The organism is Arcicella gelida, from assembly GCF_034931025.1.
GTDB classification, from domain to species: domain Bacteria; phylum Bacteroidota; class Bacteroidia; order Cytophagales; family Spirosomataceae; genus Arcicella; species Arcicella gelida.
Window position 1 is genome coordinate 162,455 of the sequence record NZ_JAYGIL010000011.1, and the last position, 20,593, is coordinate 183,047.

Here is a 20,593-nt window from a genome sequence, read left to right on the forward strand (position 1 = left end):
TACTAAGTTTTTGATAGTGTTTTCGTTGAGGAAACCGTATTTGCCACAAACGTAAGGGTTTTTCCTTAACTTTATGGTCTCAGAACAATAAAAAAACCATAAAAGTTGAATTTTCTAGCACATACTTTTCTTTCTGGCGATGACGATGATATAAAAATCGGGAATTTGATGGGTGATTTTATCAAAGGAAATCTTGATAATGAGCAAAATTCTTTGATAAATGGAGGCATTAAAAATGGCATTATTTTACATAGAGCCATAGATTCTTTTACAGATATGCACCCTGTGGTTCGAAAAAGTATTCAAAGACTTCAACCTCAATATCATAAATGTGCTGGAATTATTGTGGATGTATTTTACGATCATCTTCTTGCGAAAAATTTCCACGACTACTCTCCCATTTCCTTGCCTGTTTATAGTCAAAGTTTTTATCATTTGATTCAACAACGAAAAAATGATATGCCTGTTAATATAGAAAGACTCATTCATTCGATGGTAACTCGTGATTGGTTCAATGGCTATGCTACATATCAAGGAATTGAATGGTCCTTGAAAGGAATTTCACAAAGATTACGTTTCGAATCGGGCATAGAAAACGCCACAGAAGATTTAAAAAGAGATTATGACTTATATTTGGAAGAATTTCAGGTTTTCTTTCCAGAACTCATTTCGTATTGTCAAGACATTTTAGCAAAACAACATAATGCCAAAATCTAGTATTGAAGTTTTAAAAGATTTAAAGAAAAAACACTATGCTCCGCTGTATTTATTACATGGCGATGAGCCTTATTATATCGAAAAAGTTGCGGATTATTTAGAGGAACATGCTTTAGGAACGGGCGATAAAAGCTTTAACCAATATATTTTATTTGGAAAAGATTTGAGCGTTCCTTCTTTGTTATCTTATGCCAAAAGCTTCCCGATGATGTCGGACAGACAGCTTATTTTGGTGAAAGAAGCACAGGGAATCCAAGGGTTAGAGCAAAAAGATATGCAAGTTGCCCTTGAAAATTATGCTAAAAATCCACTTTCTTCGACGATTCTAGTTTTAATGTTTAAAGATGCCGTCGATGAACGCAAAGCATGGGTAAAAGCTTTTGATAAATCTGGCGTTTTGATGCCTTCTAAAAAGCTATATGATAATAAAATTCCAGATTGGATATTGGAGTATTGCCATGAACAAGGCTTGAAAATCAGTAGAAAAGCCATTGAAATGCTGATTGAAAACGTTGGAAACGATTTGAAACGATTGGCTTCAGAAATCAATAAAATTGTATTGAACCTACGAGTAGATGAGGAAATCAATGCACATGTAGTCGAGAAATTTGTAGGCATCAGTAAAGAATATAATTATTTTGAATTCCAGAAAGCATTAATTAACCGTGATGTGTTGAAAGCCAACCAAATTGTTAATTTCTTTGCTTCGAATCCGAAATATAATCCGCTTGCTCCTATCGTGATGATGCTCTTCAACTTTTTTTCGAAAGTCTTGCTAACGCATGTTACTGCCGATAAAACAGAGAAAAATTTAGCACAAGTGTTGGGCGTAAATCCCTTTTTCACGAAAGATTACTCATTAGCAGTAAGAAACTACAATCTTTCAAAGGTTATCCAGATTATTAATGAGATTAAGAAATTAGATTTAAAATCAAAAGGCATTGAAAGTGGCTCTTTGAGTGACGGCGAAGCTTTAAGAGAAATGACTTTTAGAATTTTGCATTAGAAATGATTTTTAAACCTATAAGGATTTATACAACATTCTCATTATAAGAGAATTAGATAGAATCCTTATAGGTTTTAGTCTTGTAGTTAAACAAAATTCCTCCTCAATTTAGAAATACAACTAGTCTAAATAGAAATATTCTTACCTCAAAAAGAAATATTAAGACTAAAACCTATAAGGATTTCATTTAAAAGATTTCATCAACTGGTAATCATCAAAATCCTTATAGGTTTAATTTAAACACTCCTTTGGGTTAAAGAAATATTGCTACTCTGAAAAGAAATATTTTTACTTGTCTGAGAAATCTTGCTACTCCAAAAAGAAATATTTTTACTTGTCTGAGAAATCTTGCTACTCCAAAAAGAAATATTTTTACTTGTCTGAGAAATCTTGCTACTCTAAAAAGAAATATTCTTACGTGTCTAAGAAATCTTGTTACTACAAAAAGAAATATTCTTACTTGACTGAGAAATCTTACTACCTTAAAAAGAAATATTCCTACTTGGCTGAGAAATCTTATTACTCCAAAAAGAAAACTTACAGCCTCTTAAATGGTATTTCCTCCACAACTAGAGCCAGCCCCAGCCGTACAAGCGTAACAATGTTCTCCGATGACGATATTACGTTGAGATAATATCTCATTATCAAAATCACTGATATGTTTCACAGCAGTATTCACAGTTAAATCAAGCATTTGATTAAAATCGCAATCATAAAGAAAGCCATCCCAACCCACAGAAATCATAGAGCGACACATTACTCCTTCAGCCGCTACAGGATTAAAAGCATTAATCAGTTTCTCCATGTAGCCATCATAATTCTTAGAAGTAATCAGATAATCTAAATATCGACTCACAGGAACATTCGTGATGGCGAACAAATCATTAAATACAATTCCGAATTCATTTAGCAAAGCACGTTTATATTGTTTCTGTAAACTATCTTGCGGAGCGGGCATAAAAGCCCCATTGGGATTGTAAACCAAATTAAGTTTTAAATCCTCCTCAATTCCATAACCAACAGCATTTAGTAATTTCAAAGCCTTAATAGAATCAGCGAAAACTCCTTGTCCACGTTGGCGATCGGTTTTATCAGCATTGTAAAAAGGCAAAGAGCTAACAACCTCCACTTGGTGTTGCTTAAAAAATTCAGGTAAATCGTTGTATTTAGGGTTGGCTACAATGATAGTAAGGTTACAACGAACAATAATATGCTTTCCGAGTTTAGCAATTTCCTCTACAAACCAACGAAAATGAGGATTCATCTCGGGAGCGCCACCTGTTAAATCTACGATAGCAATATCAGAGCGTTTTAAAGCTTCCAAACATGCTTGCATGGTTTCCTGAGTCATGATTTCCTTTCGGTCTGGTCCAGCATCCACATGACAATGCTTACAAACTTGGTTACACATTTTCCCAACATTAATTTGCAAAGTATCAATTTGCTTGGTTTTTAAAGGGAAAAGAGAAGCATTTGCTAATTTTTCTTGAAAAGTAGGTAGTTTCAAGACATCAACTACCTCTTGATGAAGTGATTTAATTTGGGTAGAAGATTCAGCAAACTGATGACCAATTGCTTTTAATGACTTCATAAGTTCTTACATTGATAATTCTTTGGCTTTATTCATCATTTGTACACCATGTACTAAACTTGCTCCTCCACGAATGGCAGCAGAAACGTGAACAGCCTCCATCATTTCCGTTTCAGAACAACCTTTCTCTAAAGTATCTGTAGTATAAGCGTCAATACAATAAGGACATTGAACGGCATGAGCAACTGCCAACGCAATGAGAGATTTTTCACGAGCTGTTAAAGCACCTTCAGCGAAAACAGCACCATAATAATCAAAAAATTTATCAGCTAACTCTTTTTGGAACTCACCTATCTTACCAAATTTTTTAAGGTCTTCAGGATTATAATAATTTTCCATCGTTTGTTTTTTTTATTGTTGAATAACGAATTTACAACAAATAACAACAGCTGATAACCCTTCAACATTCAGAATAAAGAAAAATTGCGGTAAAAAAATCAACGAGCAAACTTGACACATTCAGGATAATGCTACCAATCATCTAAAAGATGAATAAGAAAGCCTTTTTTTTATTAAATTCGTTGGATTAATTCATTCATTCAAACTATCCATCATGACAAAAAGATTCCTATCTCCCTGTTTGATGCTTATCGCTTGCAGTATTCAAGCATTTGCACAACAAGCAGGACAGTACAATGGTAACAATCGTTTCGAGCAACTCGGAAACATTTTGCCTACTCCAAATGCTTATAGAGCAGCATCGGGTGCACCTGGAAAAAGTTATTGGCAAAACCGTGCCGATTACGAAATCAAAGCAGAATTGAACGACCAAAATCAATCAATGACCGCTTCGGAAGTAATTACCTACAAAAATTTCTCTCCAGATGAATTAGGCTACTTATGGGTACAGTTAGACCAAAACAATTTTAAGAAAGGCGGTATCGCTCAACTTTCACAAACATCAAGTTTAACAGACAGAGGTACTTCTTTTGCAAGATTAGGGAATGTTGCTGGAGTTAATCCTAAAGAATATGGCTATAACATTACAGCCGTAAAAGACAAAGCAGGTAATGCTTTAAAATATACCATCAATGAAACGATGATGAGAATTGATTTACCAGTTCCGTTGAAATCTGGTGCTTCTTTCACTTTCTCAATTGATTGGAATTTCAATATTACTGATGCCATTGCTACCCGTGCAAGAAGTGGTTACGAATACTTTCCAAAAGATGGAAACTATTTATACGAATTGGCACAGTGGTTTCCAAGAATGTGCGTTTATGATGACGTAAATGGCTGGCAACACAAACAATTCCTTGGACAAGGAGAATTTACTGTTCCTTTCGGAGATTACAAAGTAAGTATTACAGCTCCAAATGATTTTGTGATTCTAGGAACAGGAGAATTACAAAATGCAACACAAGTAATCAGTGCAACACAAGCGAAAAGATTAGAACAAGCAAAAAATGCTACTCGTCCAGTATTAATTGTAACACAAGACGAAGCAACAGCTGCTGAAAAAGCAAAACCAACTGGTAAAAAAACGTGGGTATTTGCCGCACAAAATGTGAGAGATTTTGCATTTGCAGGTTCGAGAAAATTTATCTGGGATGCCATGCAAGTAAATATTGAAGGAAAGAAAGTTTGGGCAATGTCAGCTTATCCAAAAGAAGCAAATCCACTTTGGGGACAGTACTCTACGATGTTAGTGGCTCACACACTTCGTTCATATTCAAAAAGAACAATTGCTTATCCTTATCCAGTGGCACAATCAGTACACGGGCCAGTTGGTGGAATGGAGTATCCTATGATTTCTTTCAACGGAGCAAGACCAGAGGCTGATGGTACTTATTCACAAGGAACAAAAGATTTCTTGATTGGCGTAGTAATTCATGAAGTAGGTCATAACTTCTTTCCAATGATTGTCAATTCAGATGAAAGACAATGGTCTTGGATGGATGAAGGTTTAAATACTTTCTGTGAACAATTGGCAGAAAAAGAATGGGACAGAAATTTTGATGCTTCGGGTGAACCACAAGATATTGTTCCTTATATGAAAACTGACAAAAGCCAACAAGTAGCGATTATGTCGAGTTCAGATAATATCATGGCATTCGGACCAAACGCATATACTAAGCCTGCTACCGCATTAAACATCTTGCGTGAGACAGTAATGGGAAGAGAATTATTTGATGCAGCCTTCAAAGAATATGCACGTCGTTGGGCATTTAAGCATCCTACTCCACAAGATTTCTTCCGTACTATGGAAGATGCTTCAGGTGTTGATTTGGATTGGTTCTGGAAAGGTTGGTTTTATGGCGTTGAACCAGTGGATTTATCTTTAGAAAATGTAGAATGGTTTGGTATTGATAATGTTTCTCCAGAAAAGAAAAGCGAAAAAGCAAAAGCTGAAGACCAAGCTAAAAAACAAACAATGAGTAATATTCGTAACAAAACAGATATTCCTAAGACAGTAGTAGAAGAAAATCCTGATATGAGAGACTTCTATAACACTTATGATAAATTTGCGACAAGCGAAGCTGATAAAAAGCGATTCGAACAAACGATGGCTGGGCTCAATGAAGAAGAAAAATCTTTAGTACAAGGAAATAAAAACTTTTATGTATTGAACGTGAAAAACGTAGGCGGTTTACCAATGCCCGTAATTGTAAAAGCAAATTATGAAGACGGCACAAGTGAAGTATTCAGATACCCTGCTGAAATTTGGCGTTTAAATGATAAGGAAATTAAAAAAGTAATTCCTACAGACAAAAAAGTAACAAAGTGGGTTTTAGATCCATTCTTCGAAATTGCAGATATTGATACAAAAAGCAATGTTTTCCCAAGAGAACCAGAAGAGCCTACTCGTTTTCAAGTATTTAAACAAAGTCGCCAGTCGCAACCAAACCCTATGCAACAGCAAAAAGCTAGTGCAGTCCAAGGTGCGAAAAACTAGTGTAAAATTGTTAGTCATTTATGGCTAAAGTAAAAATCCCAAGTTTTTAGCTTGGGATTTTTATTTAGAAGTAGTTTCGTTTTACACTATCCCTTATTTTGTGTAAGTTGTTTTTTGTATTAATTACAAGTTGGTGAAAAATATATATCAATTATGAACTATAGCTATTTAAAAAGCTGTTCAATAATTCAGAATCATCAAATATAAAATAAAATGACAGGTACTTTCGAAGAATTAATTGCTTCATCAACTCCAGTGATAATAGACTTTTCGGCAGAATGGTGTGTGCCTTGCAAGAAAATCACGCCAATTTTAAGTCAGTTAGTAGATGAGTTGGATGAGGAAGTGACAATTATAAAAATTGACATCGATAAAAATCCAGCTTTGAGGAAAAAATATAATATCACTGCTGTTCCGACATTAATTGCTTTCAAAAAAGGGAAACAAAAGTGGCGTCATACTGGTATGATTACATTGGTAAAAGCCAAACAAGCGATTCGAGAAATTTTGTAGGAATCATAAAGAAACATGAGTCATCCCGAATTTTTCATATAGCTTTTAAAATAAAAACCTCCTTGTTTATTTTTGTGAATTACGACAAACACAAAAAAACAGGAGGTTTTATTATGTACAAGGCACTTCTACAAAAAAACGATAGTTTTACAAAAAAAGCAAATGCTTCATATTTTCTTCTTAAAAAAATAGCTGTTTACCTTTCTGATTTAACGTTTACTTTAGACAATCTTCTTGATAAACGTCTTGTTGAGACTTTCTACAATTTATTTGTGGCTATTCTTTTGAACAGGAATCGCTCTATTGGCTTGCTTCTGAGCGAGTTAGGAGGCTTTATTTGTGGATTCAATCATGCACCAGCAGGAACCAAACGTATCAGTAACCTGCTACGTTCAAAGAAATGGACAGCTACTGTGATTGATGATTTTCTATTTGCTCGCAGTAAAAAACGTATTGAACAACTAATCCAAATAGGAAAACGCCCTTTGTTAGTGTGGGACGATAGTAAAATTGAGAAACATGAGAGTTGGTTTACTGAGGGTCTATGCAGTGTAGAAAGTAGTAAAGGGAAACGCCTGACAAAAGTCAAGAAAGGTTTTTATCGTCCACCCGTAAGTCGTATCTGTGTGCCAGGTTATCACTGGACTGCTACATTGCTTTCAGCTTTGGGTGAAGCTCCAAGTGTTTGTCAAATGACTTGGTGGACTACAAGGGGAAAACATAAAGAACACGGCACTAATATTATCTTTAGGGTGTTGGAAAAGTTACATCGGTCTATTGGTAAAGGGGTTTTACATGTACTTGATAGAGGCTATGCAAATGCTTGGACAATCGAGTGGTTTACGTTTTTTCAGCAGGATTTCTTAGTTCGTTGGAAGAAAAATCATCTACTTATTCATGCTGATAAAGGTAAAAAGAAAACACATTTACTCGCTCGTTCCTTCAAAGCGAAACACCGTAAGGTTGTATTTGATAATCAACGTAAAATAGCCAAGAGTATTTCTATTGCATGGGCAGAGGTTCAACATCCTGATTTTGAAGGTAGTCTTTTGTCATTAGTGATTGTTAGAGATAGAAAAAATCATCAATCTCCTTTGTATCTACTTACTTCAATTCAGATTAATAATGTCGAACAGGCTTGGGAAATGTGCCATTCTTATATGCACAGATGGTCTATAGAACAGAGCTTTAGGTTTTGTAAAACAGAATTAGCCATTGAGTCACCGAGATTATGGTTTTTTGAGAATACTTGTAAGTTACTGGGAATCGTAGCTCTTATTTATGACTTCTTGATGAACTTAATTAACAACTGGGGAAATTGGATACAACTAGCCTTAAAACGATGGTGTCATAGAACAGGAAATCGGTACCGAAATGTTTCGATACCGATTTACAGATTAAGAATAGCCATTCACAATATCCTATGGATAAGCTTTGCCCAAAATTCGGGATGACTCATGTTTCTTTATGATAATTTTAAAATTCACAGAACAAATCCACCCATTTTTTTATCAAGTTTACTCTTTCTTTGATAAATCTAGGCGTAAAAAAGTAATTGGACCAATCTTCAAAATGCTCAAATTGAAATTTGAAGTAATACATCCAAAACATAAAACCTAAATAAGGAATTATGGCAATTTCTTCATCCGACAATTCTCTGTTTTCTCGATAACCCTTCAAAAAAATATCAAAATCCTTATCAGCTTGTTCTTGCGTAATGGCTTTAAAATGTACATGAAAGAAAAAATGCACAAAAAAAGTCATGACATCGTTGACAAGCAAGCCTTTTGCAGTAAAGTCGAAATCAAAAAAAGTAATGCTATCGTTTTCGTCAAAATGGAAATTTTTAGGTAAATAATCATAATGACAATAGCCATAACTAAACTTCGTGGTATTAAACTCATTCATTTTTTCGATTACTTTATGGCTTGTTGCTCTTAAATACTCGTATTCTTCAGGCAAATCTTTAAAGGCAGGTTTAATTACTTCTAAAGGCGTCAATAAAGTAGTATTGATATCTAGCGTCTCTCGTAAATGACTCAATACTACTTTTGAACTAATATTATGGTTGATAGCCATTTCTCTTCCCACAGTCAGCAATTGATACTCATTTAAATCATAAACTGGTTTTCCTAAAGCATAAGTAAATAAAACGCCATATCTAACTCCTTCAGCCACATTGAATGATTGAATATCATTTCCTTCTTTATCAAAAATCGGAAAAGCTACTTTGGCACCATGTTGTTTTAAATGATGCAATAATTCAACTTCAGCTTGAATTTCAGATAAACTTCTATGTGTATTTCTGTAAATTTTAAAGATGTATTTCTCCGATTCACCTGCTAACAGGTAAGTATCACTTACATTACGAATCAACAAACGGCATGACAATTCTTTAAAACCATATTGTTCATTTAAAAATTGTTCTAATGCTCTAGTAGAAACAGTAGAATATTGGGTTGGGAAAATTGTGTTCATTGTTGAAGTATTTTGAAAGGGATGCAAAGATAATTAAAGCAATTTTATTCTTACGATAATAGTTAATTTATCAAGCTGAACAAATTTCTATTAACTGAAATAATTATTTAGAATAAATTGTCATTTTACTTGCAATTAAATTGTTTACAATTTAATTTTACACAATAATAATTATAGCAATGGATGTTTTAAAACTTGAAAACCAATTATGCTTCCCAGTATATGCTTTATCAAGGCATATTACTTCCTTGTATCGTCCACATCTTGAAAATATCGGGCTTACATATCCCCAATATTTGGTAATGATGGTACTTTGGGAACATCAACACGTAACAGTAAAGGAATTAGGAAATAAACTATGGCTTGATAGTGGCACTTTAACCCCACTATTAAAACGAATGGCTGAAAATGGTTTATTGATAAGGAAACGGTCTGAACAAGACGAAAGAGTTGTCAATATAATTATTACAGAAAAAGGTGAAAACTTAAAACAAGAAGCTGTCGATATTCCTTCAAAACTAATAAAGGAATTAGCGACAGATGAAAAGCAGTTTTTCTTACTTCAAAAACAAATTAATCAAATATTATCAGTAAAATCATCACAAAACGTTTAATATCAATCAATTATCAATGGAAAAATTATATACAGCCGTAGCTACTGCTACTGGCGGAAGAAATGGAAAAGTAAAAAGTTCTGATGGAATTTTAGATTTAGAGGTTCGTATGCCAAAAGCACTTGGCGGTGCAAATGATAATTACACCAATCCAGAACAATTATTTGCTGCAGGTTATTCAGCTTGTTTTGATAGTGCTTTGAAATTAGTAATAAAAATGGCGAAAGTCACTACTGGCGAAACCTCGGTAAAAGCAGCAGTAAGCATCGGAAAAATTGAAAATGGTGGTTTTGGTTTAGCGGTAGAATTATTTGTCAATGTTCCGGGAGTTGAGCAATCAAAAGCTGAAGAACTTGTAAAACAAGCACATCAAGTTTGTCCATACTCAAATGCAACTAGAGGAAATATTGAAGTAACACTTACAGTTACCAATGAAAATTAGTTAGTAAATCAAAAAGGTAAATTCAATAAAAAAGCCTTCAAAACTAAGTTTTGAAGGCTTTTTTGTGATCCCGCTGGGACTCGAACCCAGGACCCATACATTAAAAGTGTATTGCTCTACCAACTGAGCTACGGAATCAGTAATCGGAAAACCGATTTATATATAAAGTGTGCCATCTAGCACGAAAGGAAAATTACCGATGGTAATCTTCGTGATCCCGCTGGGACTCGAACCCAGGACCCATACATTAAAAGTGTATTGCTCTACCAACTGAGCTACGGAATCGGTAATCGGAAAACCGATTTATATATAAAGTGTGCCATCTAGCACGAAAGGAAAATTACCGATGGTAATCTTCGTGATCCCGCTGGGACTCGAACCCAGGACCCATACATTAAAAGTGTATTGCTCTACCAACTGAGCTACGGAATCGGCAATTATTTTTTTCGGTAAAAAAAGCCATCGCTTCAGCTAAAACGATGGCTTTTTCTTTTGTGATCCCGCTGGGACTCGAACCCAGGACCCATACATTAAAAGTGTATTGCTCTACCAACTGAGCTACGGAATCATTTGCTTTTTTGAGAAAGCGACCCAACATCTTTTGTTTTTGTCATATTGTTTCCCTTAATTGCGGTGCAAAACTACGATTATTAAGAATACAATGCAAGCATACTATCTAAAAAAAATCATATTTTTTTTCTGTTTTTCTTTAACTTTACTACAACTAGCTTATTCTCAGAGCAATGTAGCAACGCTTAAAAAGGCAGATTCTCTGTATAAATCTGACAATTTTATTCAAGCAGAACTTATTTATGAGCAACTTTTACCAAACATAGAAAAACCTTCTACAGCACTGTTTTTAAAATTAGCTTTTCTCAAAGAAAAAAAAGGTGATTTTTTGAAGACTCTTTACTACCTCAATAAGGCATATCAGCAAGACCCAAACGAAAAAATTCTTTCAAAACTGAATGAAATTGCTCAACTTCATGAATTAAAAGGTTATGAATTAAATGATTTTAATTTTCTAATTCTTTTCTACAAGCAATATTCTGGTTTTTTAATCGGCATTATGTTGCTGTTAAGTATTTATATATTCTTTGTACTTTTTACGAAAAGATATAAAAATAGCTTTATTCCTATCGGTCAAAAGATTTTTTTATTAATATATATTATTGGAATTGGAATTCTCCTGAATCTTCCCGACAAGTATCATCAAGGTATTATCAACAGAGATGGTGTTTTATTGAGAGCAGAGCCTTCTGCGGTAGCACCAGTAGTGTTGATGATTGATAGAGGACATCGTTTGAATCTTATAGGAGGAAATGATATTTGGAAAAGAGTTTATTGGGACGATAAATTTCTTTATTTGAAAGAAAGTGATATTTGGATAGTTGAATAAAAATAAAATGTCTAGTTCAATAAATATGAACTAGACATTTTATTTTACCTTTTCAAAGGCGAATCTTTTTCTTTTGCCAAAGTATTAAAAACTAATGTATCGGCTAAAGAAGGTAACCATTTATTAATAAAAACAGTGAATTTTCCTTGCAGAGTGAGTACTAAATCTCTTTTTCTAGCTTTCACAGCTTGAAGAATACGTTCCGCTACTTCTTCTGAACTCATCATATTTCCTTCATCACGCATCGATTCGCCTTTAGAATTACCATCAGCACCTAAAGAAGCTACTCTTATATTAGAAGCCGTAAAACCTGGGCAAGCTGTGAGTACGTGTACTCCTGAATGAAGAAGCTCTGTACGAAGTCCTTCCAAAAAGCCATTCAAAGCAAATTTAGACGCAGAATAACCAACTCTAACAGGTAAACCTCTATAACCAGCAATCGAAGAAATTCCAACAATAGAACCCTTTGTGGCTTTAATATGAGGCAAAGCGTATTTAGTGATATAAACCGTACCAAAAAAGTTAATATCCATTACTTTTCTGATGACTTCAGTATCACAATCATCAAACATAGCTCTCATCGAAACGCCAGCATTATTGATAAGAATATCTATTTTACCGAACGTAGCTACTGTTTTTTCAACAACATCTTGGTTATCTTTTTCAATACTTACATCGGAAACAATTGGCAAATTTTCGATACCAACAGCATTCAATTCCTTACTTGTCTCTAAAAGTGCATCTTTTTTTCTACCAGTAATAACAATTTTGGCACCTTCACGACCAAAGGCAAAAGCTAAAGCTTTTCCAATTCCTGATGATGCACCCGTAATAATGACAACTTTACCTTTCATAATTAAAATTTTGTTGCTCTGTCAATGATTTTTTCAAAATGATTAGGATACTAACAACGAGCTTTCAGAGTATCCTTATTTATTACAAAATTCAACTAAGTTTCTGAAAACTCCTCGTTGATTATCAATAATAATTTTAATCCTTCGTATTTTTGTAGCGTATGAAAAAGAAAAAGAAAGAAAATATCATTTTTGAAAATGTATTAATTGAAAACTTTGCTGCCGAAGCAAAGTGTATAAGTCGAATTGAAGACAAAGTAATTTTTATAGAAGGACCCGTTGCTCCTGGCGATTATGCTGATTTAAGAGTTACCAAATCAAAGTCAAGCTTCATGGAAGCGACTGCTTTTAACATTCGCCCAAACTCACAATATCGTACCCAAACAATATGTTCCCATTTTGGAACTTGTGGTGGTTGTAAATGGCAACATATTGATTATCAAACACAATTAACTTTTAAGCACAAGCAAGTTGTTGACGCTTTAGAAAGAATTGCTAAAGTAGAATTGCCTGAAATAAAACAAATTTACCCTTCTGCTGAAACATTTTATTATCGTAATAAATTAGAATATACTTTCTCGCAAAACCGTTGGTTAACTCAAGCCCAAATTGATTCCGGAGAATCTTTCTCAAGAAATGCTTTAGGTTTTCATATTCCTAAACGATATGATAAAATCTTGGATATTGATCATTGTTATTTACAGCCAGACCCATCAAATGCTATTCGTTTAGCCTTGAGAGATTTTACAGCAGCTAATAATTTAGATTATTACGAACAAGTACGCCAAGAAAAAGGAGCTTTAAGAAATCTAATTATTAGAACTGCTAGTTCTGGAGATTTAATGGTTGTGGTACAATTTGCATACTGCCAACCTGAAGATATTGATTTGGTGATGAACTTTATGGCAGAAAAATTTCCAGAAATTACTTCCTTAAATTATGTTATCAATACAAAAGGAAACGATACTTTCTTTGACTTAGAAATCATCAACTTCAAAGGATTGCCTTACATTGTTGAAGAAATGGAAGATTTGAAATTTAGAGTAGGTCCAAAATCTTTCTTTCAAACCAATTCAAAACAAGCGTATGAATTATACAAAATCACTCGTGAATATGCTGATATTCAGGCTAATGATTTTGTATATGACCTTTATACAGGAACTGGAACAATTGCTAATTTCGTAGCTCGACAAGCCAAAAAAGTAATTGGTTTAGAATACGTTGAAATGGCGGTTGAAGATGCAAGAGTAAATTCTCAAATCAATAATATTACCAATACAGAATTTTATGCAGGCGATATGCGTAAATTATTGAGTAGCGAATTTGTGAATAAACACGGGCGACCAGACATCGTTATTACAGACCCGCCACGTGCAGGTATGGATGAACCAGTAGTTAGAACACTTTTGGAAGCTTCTCCAAAGAGAATTGTCTATGTAAGTTGTAATCCAGCTACTCAAGCCAGAGATTTAGCCTTGTTAGATGAAAAGTATCAAGTAACGGCCGTTCAACCTGTTGATATGTTCCCACAGACTCATCACGTTGAAAATGTAGTAAGATTAGATTTGCGATAATCAAATATATTGCCATAAAATGAAAAAGCTACTGATTTGTATCAGTAGCTTTTTCATTTTAATAATAATCCATTTAGAATGGAACATCCTGATTAGGAAGATTACTTCCGAACGAAGAAGATGGATTTTGTGATGGTAAGTTATTTATTTTACTTCCTAACATTTTCCCTCCCGTTTCAAAAGCAGCAACTGGATTGTCTATTTGTTGAAAAGATTGTAAGCCTTCGCCAGCAAAACCCATGTAGTCGCCAGCATCTAAATCACAATACTTCGTATATTTACCAATAAATCTTAATTGAACAGTATCCAATGAACCCGCACGGTTTTTCGCAATAATCAACTCCCCTATTCCTGCAACAGAATTTCCAGCTTCATCTTGCGTAATTCCATAATAATCAGGACGGTAAATAAACATTACCATATCTGCATCTTGCTCAATTGACCCAGATTCACGTAAATCTGATAGTTGTGGTTTCTTATCTCCACCTCTTGTCTCAACTGCACGGCTCAATTGTGAAAGTGCAATTACAGGTACATTCAATTCTTTCGCTAACTGTTTCAATGAACGAGAAATATTCGCAATCTCTTGTTCTCGGTTACCTGTACCTTTTCCTCCAGAATCGCCAGACATTAGTTGAAGGTAGTCAATTACAATAATCTGAATATCGTGCTGAGCTTTCAAACGACGAGCCTTTGCTCTTAATTCCAAAATTGACAGAGCTGGAGTATCATCAATAAAAATTGGAGCATTGGTCAATTTACCAATTTTAGCATGTAATTGTGCCCATTCATGTGGAGCAAGATTACCTTTTCTTAATTTATCTGATTCTAATTCTGCTTCAGCTGAAATCAAACGATTGACTAATTGTACAGAGGACATCTCAAGAGAGAAGAAAGCTACAGCCTGACCGTGGTCAACAGCAGCATTTCTACAAGCAGATAAAATCAAAGCGGTTTTACCCATACCCGGACGAGCCGCAATAATAATTAATTCCGTTTTCTGAAAACCAGAAGTTACTCTATCCAAAGCCGTAAAGCCAGTAGGTACTCCTGTCAATCCTTCTTTCTGATTTTTCTTTAATTCTAATTCCAATAAGGCAGAACGCATAATTTGCCCCATATCAGAATAATTCTTACGAATATTGGCTTCTGAAATTCTGAACAATTCTTGCTCAATTTTATCTAAGAGCATAAAAACGTCAGTCGTATCTTCATAAGCCATTTTTTGAATCTCAGAAGAAACCGTAATCAATTGTCTTTTTAAAGAATGTTCAACAACAATTCTTGCGTGAAATTCAATATTGGCAGCAGAATTTACTCTTTGGGTAAGTTCTGCTAAATATTGTACACCACCTGCGATTTCTAATTCGCCAGTTGTTACTAATTGGTTTTTTACAGTTAATAAGTCAATCGGCTCAGAATTAGCAAATAATTGCGTAATAGCACCATAAATTCTTTGATGTGCTTCTTTATAAAATGACTCAACTTTTAAAATATCAATTACATCCGTCAAAGCGTCACGCTCTAACATTAAAGCACCTAAAACCGCTTCTTCTAAATCTGTAGCCTGAGGTGGAATTTTACCAAGGCCAGTATCCAACCATCTGTTTTGTGCAGATATTCTTCCACCAGCGAAATTTCCGTTTTTCTTAAAATTTCCGTTATTTTGATTTGATAGTTCCATTCTCAATATTCAATCCTTTTATTAGGATATTACAATTCTTTCTAGCAATAAAAAAGAAGATTTTCTATCCGTAACACAATTTTACAAAGAAAATCTTAGAAAACCGAGAAATAAAAAAACTGACATTTCCTAATTTATTGATAATCAAAGTTTAAAAGTAATGTTTGATATTTAATACAAAATTATAAAACAATTGAAGCATTTTTTTATTAAGTTTAGGTAGAATATTATTCAAACTTTAACTATTTCAGATTTGACAGAAAAAATAATTACCTTAGAAGACCTTGAGTTGGTTGGTTTTCTTGGTGTTGAAAACAGCAATATTAAGCAAGTAGCGGCGGCATTTCCTCAGAGTAAAATCATCTCTCGTGGCAATGAAATTACAATCAGAGGCTCATTACCTGAAATTGTAAGAATAAACGAAATCATGGATTCGCTTATTCAACACTATCAAAAGTACGGTAAGATTACCAAAGAGCAAGTTCAATCCTATCTTACTCTTGAAAAAAATCCTTCAACCGAACCAACAGTACATTTGAAAGAAGAAGACGATGTTTTATTGTACGGTACAAAAGGAGTTGTCATCAAAGTAAAAACGCCCAACCAACAAAAAATGGTTGAGGCTGCTGCAAAAAATGATATTGTTTTCGCTGTTGGGCCTGCAGGAACTGGAAAAACTTATACTGCGGTAGCCATTGCAGTAAAAGCTTTAAAAAACAAAGAGGTTAAGAAAATCATCATCACTCGCCCAGCCGTTGAAGCAGGTGAAAATTTGGGTTTTTTGCCTGGTGATTTAAAAGAAAAAATTGACCCTTATCTTCGACCAATTTATGATGCTTTGGATGATATGATTCAGCCAGAGAAGCTTAAATACTTTATCGAAAACAGAGTAATTGAAATAGCACCATTGGCATATATGCGTGGTAGAACCCTCAATAATGCTTTTATTTTATTGGACGAAGCACAAAACACAACACCCATGCAAATGAAAATGTTTTTGACAAGAATGGGAATTCAATCTAAAGTAATCATTACTGGCGATAAAACTCAGATTGATTTACCAACTAAAGTAAAATCTGGTCTGGCAGAAGCAAGTAGAATTCTTGATAATATCAAAGGCATTGCTTTTGTAGAGTTAGACGGGAAAGATGTTGTTCGTCACCGTTTAGTTCGTGACATCATTATGGCATACGAAAAATCTGAAGCTGAAAAATAAGGCTTGCAAATTTATGAACATACGCAACGGCTTTGATTTGTATTCTGTCAATAATACAAATCAAAGCCGTTTTTGCGTTACTTCAAAAAATATTTATTATGAAAAAAATACTATCCTCCTTTTTAATACTTGTTCCCTCTATCCTATCTGCCCAAGACAAATGTGGAGTAGTAATGAACGATAAACAACTTCAAGCAAAATACAGTAACTGGAATCAAAAAAAAGCAAACTTTGAAGCACAACTTCAAGCAATTCAGGCACTAAGGAAAAACAGTTCAGCAAGAGTAGAAGATAAAATTTATACTATCCCAGTTGTTGTACATATTCTTCATAACAATGTCAATAATATAATCGGCGGAGCAAATAATATCAATATCACCGATGCACAAATTAAATCTCAGATTCAAATTTTGAATGAAGATTACAGACGTCAATTCGGTACAAATGGGTACAATCTCAATCCAGTTGGAGCTGATATGGAAATAAATTTCAAATTAGCTGATGTTGATCCAGATGGTAATTCTACAACTGGTATTACTCGTACTTATGTTAAACAAACAGGGTTCAATTTTGTAGATGATAAAAACCAAATTGCAGAAATTATCCAATGGGATAATGAGAAATACCTGAATATTTGGGTTACTCGTGGCAATAATGGAGTAATTGGCTATGCAAGTTTCCCTTATGACAGTAAAATCGAAGGATTAGGGGCTAACAGTTCAAATATTGCTGAACAAGAATTATTCGATGGAGTAATTATTGACTATAAAAATTTTGGAAATTGTTGTGGTACTTTAAGTCAGACTTATAACTTGGGCAGAACAACTACACATGAAGTTGGTCACTGGCTTGGGCTTTTACATCCAAATGGTGATGAAAATTGTGGAACAGATTACTGTGATGATACTCCTCAAATTGAAAGTTTGAATTTAAACACAACTTGTGATAAATTGACATCAAGCTGTAGTAATGAGAGAATTACTAACATGATTGAAAACTACATGGATTACTCTCCTGACCGCTGCATGAATGTTTTTACACTCGACCAAAAAAATAGAACAAGAGCCGCCTTGAGTTTAAGTATGAAGCGACAAATGTTATTAAACAACGCTGAACCACTTTCGGATACTGAAAAACTACAAGCATCTATTGAACCCAACCCAATCAATCCATCAACTGACGGAAGTATCAAAATAAGAGTAACTTTTAAAGATGAACAAGATTTAAGCATTCAGCTTTATGATGGCAGAGGCATTTTAATGCAAGAAAAAAATCTTGATAAACAGAAAAGTGGCTTCTATTATTTGAGTTCAGAAGCATTAGCAACAGGATATTACATTCTCAATATAAAAACCAGTACTGAAAACATTTCAAAAAAGGTTTTGGTACAACGCTAATATTGCTAATTATTCCAAGAATAAGAAACAAAGCTCTTCACCAGTATGTTACAGCATCAATAAGTAGATATAATATCCTTCTTGATGAATAACAAAAAAGAAAAAACATGGATAAAGTAGAAAAAATCAAACAGGCCTACATTGAGTACTTTCTTGAAAATGGAACTCAACCCCCTTCTGTATTTGCCTTCACTAAAAAATTGAAAATGAAAGAGAGTGAGTTTTATGAACACTATAACTCATTTGAACTTTTAGAAAGTGCTATCTGGCTCGGCTTTTTCAATGAAACCAAAAGCAAAATAGAATCCGAAGAAGTGTATGCTACGTATAGTGTTCGTGAAAAGCTTTTAGCATTTTACTACACATGGATTGAAGTACTTAAACAACATAGAAGTTACACTTCACAAACTTGGCGACTTATTGATAAACGTAAATTAAAAACGCCAGTTTTTATGACCGACTTGAAAATTGCTTTCAAAGATTTTTCTCATGATTTGGTTTTAGAAGGCAAAGAAAGTAATGAAGTTCAACCTAGAAAATTTATTGATGAAAGATACCCAGATGCCTTCTGGTTACAATTCTTGATGATACTAGATTTTTGGGTAAAAGATAAAACAAAAGGCTTTGAACAAACAGATGCGATGATTGAAAAATCCGTAAATACTTCGTTTGATTTGATGGCATCGTCAGCACTAGATTCTGTGCTTGACTTTGCTAAATTCATGTTTCAAAACAGATAACAGAAAAAACGTATTCTCAATATTTTATTTACTAAAAATACTATAACATAATTGAAAAACAACAAGTTAATATTTCAATAAATATATTATTTGGTATTTAAAATAAGAGTATAGATTTTCTCTATGACAATGAAAGAACAAAATTCGATACCAACTTCAAAGGTTGCAAGAGCTACAAAATTCGTAAAAACAGGTGTAAAAATTGGTGGTAATTATTTAAAACATAATGTTAAAAAAATGATTGACCCCAATATTAGTCGTGACGAATTACATCAAGACAATGCTACTGACATCTATTCCTCATTGAGCGAGATGAAAGGTTCTGCCCTCAAAGTTACACAAATGTTGAGTATGGACAAAGGAATGTTGCCAAGAGCTTACAGAGAAAAATTTGCTATGTCTCAGTACTCTGCTCCACCCCTTTCTGGTCCTTTAGTAATGAAGACTTTTAGGAAACATTTTGGTAAATCGCCACAAGAACTTTATGATACTTTTGATATAAATGCAAGCAATGCTGCCTCTATCGGACAAGTACACAAGGCTACTAAAAATGGTAAACCGTTAGCAGTTAAAGTACAATATCCGGGTGTTTCAGAAAGTATAGGAAGTGATTTAAAAATGATTCGTCCAATTGCAATCGCAATGTTTGGCTTAAATGAGAATGATGTTGATAGGTATATGGGGGAAGTTGCAGAAAAGCTCATTGAAGAAACTGATTATTTATTGGAATTAAAACGCTCTGTCGAAATCTCAGAGGCTTGCACACACATTGACGGTTTGTTTTTTCCAAAATATTATGCTGAATTATCTTGTGAAAAAATTCTAACAATGGATTGGCTGGAAGGATTTCACTTAAATGAATTTCTGAAAACAAATCCTTCACAAGAAATTCGTAATAAAATTGGTCAGGCACTTTGGGATTTCTATGATTTTCAGATACATACACTTCGTAAAGTTCATGCAGACCCACATCCTGGCAATTTCTTAATGAGAGAAGATGGAACGATGGGAATTATTGATTTTGGCTGTATCAAAGTAATTAATGATGAATTTTATGATAATTACTTCGCATTGATCAATTTTGATACTTTAGATGATAATGATAAAACGACAAGAATTTTCAAAACCTTAGATTTTATCACAAAATCTGATTCAGAAAAAGAAGCCAAATTTTTTACTGAACTTTTTAAAGAAATGATTTTTTTACTTGGAAAGCCTTTCGCTGTAGAAGAATTTGATTTTGCTGATGACGAATATTTTGAAAGTGTATATTTATATGCCGAGAAATTACAAAACTTAGATGAACTAAAAAGCTCGAAAGTAGCCAGAGGTTCACAACATGGTTTGTATATCAATCGTACTTATTTTGGTTTATATTCTATTCTTAATGAATTGAAAGCCAAAGTAACCACAACACGCCCAGAATGGCTCAGATCAAATGCATTGAAGGTTTGCTAATTTTTTTAGGTGTT

Annotated in this window: 18 protein-coding genes and 4 tRNA genes; 13 read left to right on the forward strand and 9 right to left on the reverse strand. The window is 33.9% G+C overall.

Annotated features, from left to right (window positions below):
- The first annotated feature begins 105 nt into the window (after nucleotides 1-105).
- On the forward strand, nucleotides 106-717 hold the full coding sequence (locus VB776_RS11205) for an acyl carrier protein phosphodiesterase (RefSeq protein ID WP_323329021.1): 612 nt from the start codon (nucleotides 106-108) through the stop codon (nucleotides 715-717).
- Nucleotides 704-1,723 (forward strand): DNA polymerase III subunit delta, encoded by a 1,020-nt coding sequence (holA, locus tag VB776_RS11210; RefSeq protein ID WP_323329023.1) that lies wholly within the window; start codon nucleotides 704-706, stop codon nucleotides 1,721-1,723. The genes VB776_RS11205 and holA overlap by 14 nt, the downstream gene beginning before the upstream one ends.
- A gap of 547 nt (nucleotides 1,724-2,270) precedes the next feature.
- Here the strand turns inward: holA and arsS are convergent.
- Nucleotides 2,271-3,314, reverse strand: coding sequence for an arsenosugar biosynthesis radical SAM (seleno)protein ArsS (gene arsS, locus VB776_RS11215; RefSeq protein ID WP_323329025.1), 1,044 nt, complete (start codon nucleotides 3,312-3,314; stop codon nucleotides 2,271-2,273).
- 6 nt (nucleotides 3,315-3,320) lie between these two features.
- Nucleotides 3,321-3,653 carry an arsenosugar biosynthesis-associated peroxidase-like protein gene (locus VB776_RS11220; protein ID WP_323329027.1) on the reverse strand — a complete coding sequence of 111 codons (333 nt, stop codon included), beginning with the start codon at nucleotides 3,651-3,653 and terminating at the stop codon, nucleotides 3,321-3,323.
- A 214-nt stretch (nucleotides 3,654-3,867) separates the two neighbouring features.
- On the opposite strand from VB776_RS11220, the gene VB776_RS11225 reads away from it, so the two are divergent.
- The 3 genes from VB776_RS11225 to VB776_RS11235 all read left to right on the forward strand — a co-directional run bounded on the left by VB776_RS11225 (nucleotide 3,868) and on the right by VB776_RS11235 (nucleotide 8,177).
- Nucleotides 3,868-6,210, forward strand: a complete 2,343-nt coding sequence (locus VB776_RS11225; protein ID WP_407653818.1) for a M1 family metallopeptidase — start codon at nucleotides 3,868-3,870, stop codon at nucleotides 6,208-6,210.
- 213 nt (nucleotides 6,211-6,423) lie between these two features.
- Complete coding sequence (gene trxA / locus VB776_RS11230) at nucleotides 6,424-6,723, forward strand: thioredoxin (protein ID WP_323329029.1); 300 nt, start codon at nucleotides 6,424-6,426, stop codon at nucleotides 6,721-6,723.
- Between the two features lie 74 nt (nucleotides 6,724-6,797).
- The gene (locus VB776_RS11235) at nucleotides 6,798-8,177 is read left to right on the forward strand and encodes a transposase (protein ID WP_323329031.1); all 1,380 of its coding nucleotides are present in this window, start codon (nucleotides 6,798-6,800) and stop codon (nucleotides 8,175-8,177) included.
- Between the two features lie 22 nt (nucleotides 8,178-8,199).
- Here the strand turns inward: VB776_RS11235 and VB776_RS11240 are convergent, their stop codons facing one another.
- Nucleotides 8,200-9,201, reverse strand: a complete 1,002-nt coding sequence (locus VB776_RS11240; protein WP_323329033.1) for a phosphotransferase enzyme family protein — start codon at nucleotides 9,199-9,201, stop codon at nucleotides 8,200-8,202.
- A 179-nt stretch (nucleotides 9,202-9,380) separates the two neighbouring features.
- On the opposite strand from VB776_RS11240, the gene VB776_RS11245 reads away from it, so the two are divergent.
- Entirely contained in the window at nucleotides 9,381-9,815 is a 435-nt protein-coding gene (locus VB776_RS11245) for a MarR family winged helix-turn-helix transcriptional regulator (protein WP_323329035.1), read from the forward strand.
- A 16-nt stretch (nucleotides 9,816-9,831) separates the two neighbouring features.
- Complete coding sequence (locus tag VB776_RS11250) at nucleotides 9,832-10,257, forward strand: organic hydroperoxide resistance protein (RefSeq protein WP_323329037.1); 426 nt, start codon at nucleotides 9,832-9,834, stop codon at nucleotides 10,255-10,257.
- A gap of 65 nt (nucleotides 10,258-10,322) precedes the next feature.
- Here the strand turns inward: VB776_RS11250 and VB776_RS11255 are convergent.
- From VB776_RS11255 to VB776_RS11270, 4 genes are all read right to left on the reverse strand, one after another.
- Nucleotides 10,323-10,395, reverse strand: a tRNA-Lys gene (locus VB776_RS11255).
- 74 nt (nucleotides 10,396-10,469) lie between these two features.
- A tRNA-Lys gene (locus tag VB776_RS11260) sits at nucleotides 10,470-10,542 on the reverse strand.
- Nucleotides 10,543-10,616: 74 nt separating this feature from the next.
- Nucleotides 10,617-10,689 (reverse strand) — tRNA-Lys (locus VB776_RS11265).
- A 63-nt stretch (nucleotides 10,690-10,752) separates the two neighbouring features.
- A tRNA-Lys gene (locus VB776_RS11270) sits at nucleotides 10,753-10,825 on the reverse strand.
- A gap of 93 nt (nucleotides 10,826-10,918) precedes the next feature.
- Here VB776_RS11270 and VB776_RS11275 point away from each other — a divergent pair.
- Nucleotides 10,919-11,656, forward strand: coding sequence for a hypothetical protein (locus VB776_RS11275; RefSeq protein ID WP_323329039.1), 738 nt, complete (start codon nucleotides 10,919-10,921; stop codon nucleotides 11,654-11,656).
- Between the two features lie 44 nt (nucleotides 11,657-11,700).
- Here VB776_RS11275 and VB776_RS11280 read toward each other — a convergent pair whose 3' ends face one another.
- On the reverse strand, nucleotides 11,701-12,510 hold the full coding sequence (locus tag VB776_RS11280; protein WP_323329041.1) for an SDR family oxidoreductase: 810 nt from the start codon (nucleotides 12,508-12,510) through the stop codon (nucleotides 11,701-11,703).
- A gap of 161 nt (nucleotides 12,511-12,671) precedes the next feature.
- Between VB776_RS11280 and rlmD the strand changes: the two genes are divergently transcribed.
- Nucleotides 12,672-14,084 carry a 23S rRNA (uracil(1939)-C(5))-methyltransferase RlmD gene (gene rlmD / locus VB776_RS11285; RefSeq protein ID WP_323329043.1) on the forward strand — a complete coding sequence of 471 codons (1,413 nt, stop codon included), beginning with the start codon at nucleotides 12,672-12,674 and terminating at the stop codon, nucleotides 14,082-14,084.
- A 73-nt stretch (nucleotides 14,085-14,157) separates the two neighbouring features.
- On the opposite strand, the gene dnaB is transcribed toward rlmD, so the two are convergent.
- On the reverse strand, nucleotides 14,158-15,768 hold the full coding sequence (dnaB, locus tag VB776_RS11290) for a replicative DNA helicase (protein ID WP_323329045.1): 1,611 nt from the start codon (nucleotides 15,766-15,768) through the stop codon (nucleotides 14,158-14,160).
- 253 nt (nucleotides 15,769-16,021) lie between these two features.
- Between dnaB and VB776_RS11295 the strand changes: the two genes are divergently transcribed.
- The 4 genes from VB776_RS11295 to VB776_RS11310 all read left to right on the forward strand — a co-directional run bounded on the left by VB776_RS11295 (nucleotide 16,022) and on the right by VB776_RS11310 (nucleotide 20,579).
- Nucleotides 16,022-16,984 (forward strand): PhoH family protein, encoded by a 963-nt coding sequence (locus VB776_RS11295; RefSeq protein ID WP_323259101.1) that lies wholly within the window; start codon nucleotides 16,022-16,024, stop codon nucleotides 16,982-16,984.
- A 98-nt stretch (nucleotides 16,985-17,082) separates the two neighbouring features.
- Nucleotides 17,083-18,381: a M43 family zinc metalloprotease gene (locus VB776_RS11300; RefSeq protein ID WP_323329047.1), complete on the forward strand. Its 1,299-nt coding sequence runs from the start codon at nucleotides 17,083-17,085 to the stop codon at nucleotides 18,379-18,381.
- A 107-nt stretch (nucleotides 18,382-18,488) separates the two neighbouring features.
- Entirely contained in the window at nucleotides 18,489-19,121 is a 633-nt protein-coding gene (locus tag VB776_RS11305; RefSeq protein WP_323329048.1) for a TetR family transcriptional regulator C-terminal domain-containing protein, read from the forward strand.
- Between the two features lie 129 nt (nucleotides 19,122-19,250).
- On the forward strand, nucleotides 19,251-20,579 hold the full coding sequence (locus VB776_RS11310) for an ABC1 kinase family protein (RefSeq protein WP_323329051.1): 1,329 nt from the start codon (nucleotides 19,251-19,253) through the stop codon (nucleotides 20,577-20,579).
- The last annotated feature ends 14 nt before the right edge of the window (nucleotides 20,580-20,593 follow it).

Coding starts and splice junctions, on each gene's coding strand:
- trxA (WP_323329029.1), top strand. CDS start 6,424: ATGACAGGTACTTTCGAAGAATTAATTGCTTCATCAACTCCAGTGATA.
- VB776_RS11225 (WP_407653818.1), top strand. CDS start 3,868: ATGACAAAAAGATTCCTATCTCCCTGTTTGATGCTTATCGCTTGCAGT.
- VB776_RS11245 (WP_323329035.1), top strand. CDS start 9,381: ATGGATGTTTTAAAACTTGAAAACCAATTATGCTTCCCAGTATATGCT.
- VB776_RS11250 (WP_323329037.1), top strand. CDS start 9,832: ATGGAAAAATTATATACAGCCGTAGCTACTGCTACTGGCGGAAGAAAT.
- arsS (WP_323329025.1), bottom strand. CDS start 3,314: ATGAAGTCATTAAAAGCAATTGGTCATCAGTTTGCTGAATCTTCTACC.
- VB776_RS11305 (WP_323329048.1), top strand. CDS start 18,489: ATGGATAAAGTAGAAAAAATCAAACAGGCCTACATTGAGTACTTTCTT.
- VB776_RS11310 (WP_323329051.1), top strand. CDS start 19,251: ATGAAAGAACAAAATTCGATACCAACTTCAAAGGTTGCAAGAGCTACA.
- holA (WP_323329023.1), top strand. CDS start 704: ATGCCAAAATCTAGTATTGAAGTTTTAAAAGATTTAAAGAAAAAACAC.
- dnaB (WP_323329045.1), bottom strand. CDS start 15,768: ATGGAACTATCAAATCAAAATAACGGAAATTTTAAGAAAAACGGAAAT.
- VB776_RS11220 (WP_323329027.1), bottom strand. CDS start 3,653: ATGGAAAATTATTATAATCCTGAAGACCTTAAAAAATTTGGTAAGATA.
- VB776_RS11275 (WP_323329039.1), top strand. CDS start 10,919: ATGCAAGCATACTATCTAAAAAAAATCATATTTTTTTTCTGTTTTTCT.
- VB776_RS11280 (WP_323329041.1), bottom strand. CDS start 12,510: ATGAAAGGTAAAGTTGTCATTATTACGGGTGCATCATCAGGAATTGGA.
- rlmD (WP_323329043.1), top strand. CDS start 12,672: ATGAAAAAGAAAAAGAAAGAAAATATCATTTTTGAAAATGTATTAATT.
- VB776_RS11240 (WP_323329033.1), bottom strand. CDS start 9,201: ATGAACACAATTTTCCCAACCCAATATTCTACTGTTTCTACTAGAGCA.
- VB776_RS11300 (WP_323329047.1), top strand. CDS start 17,083: ATGAAAAAAATACTATCCTCCTTTTTAATACTTGTTCCCTCTATCCTA.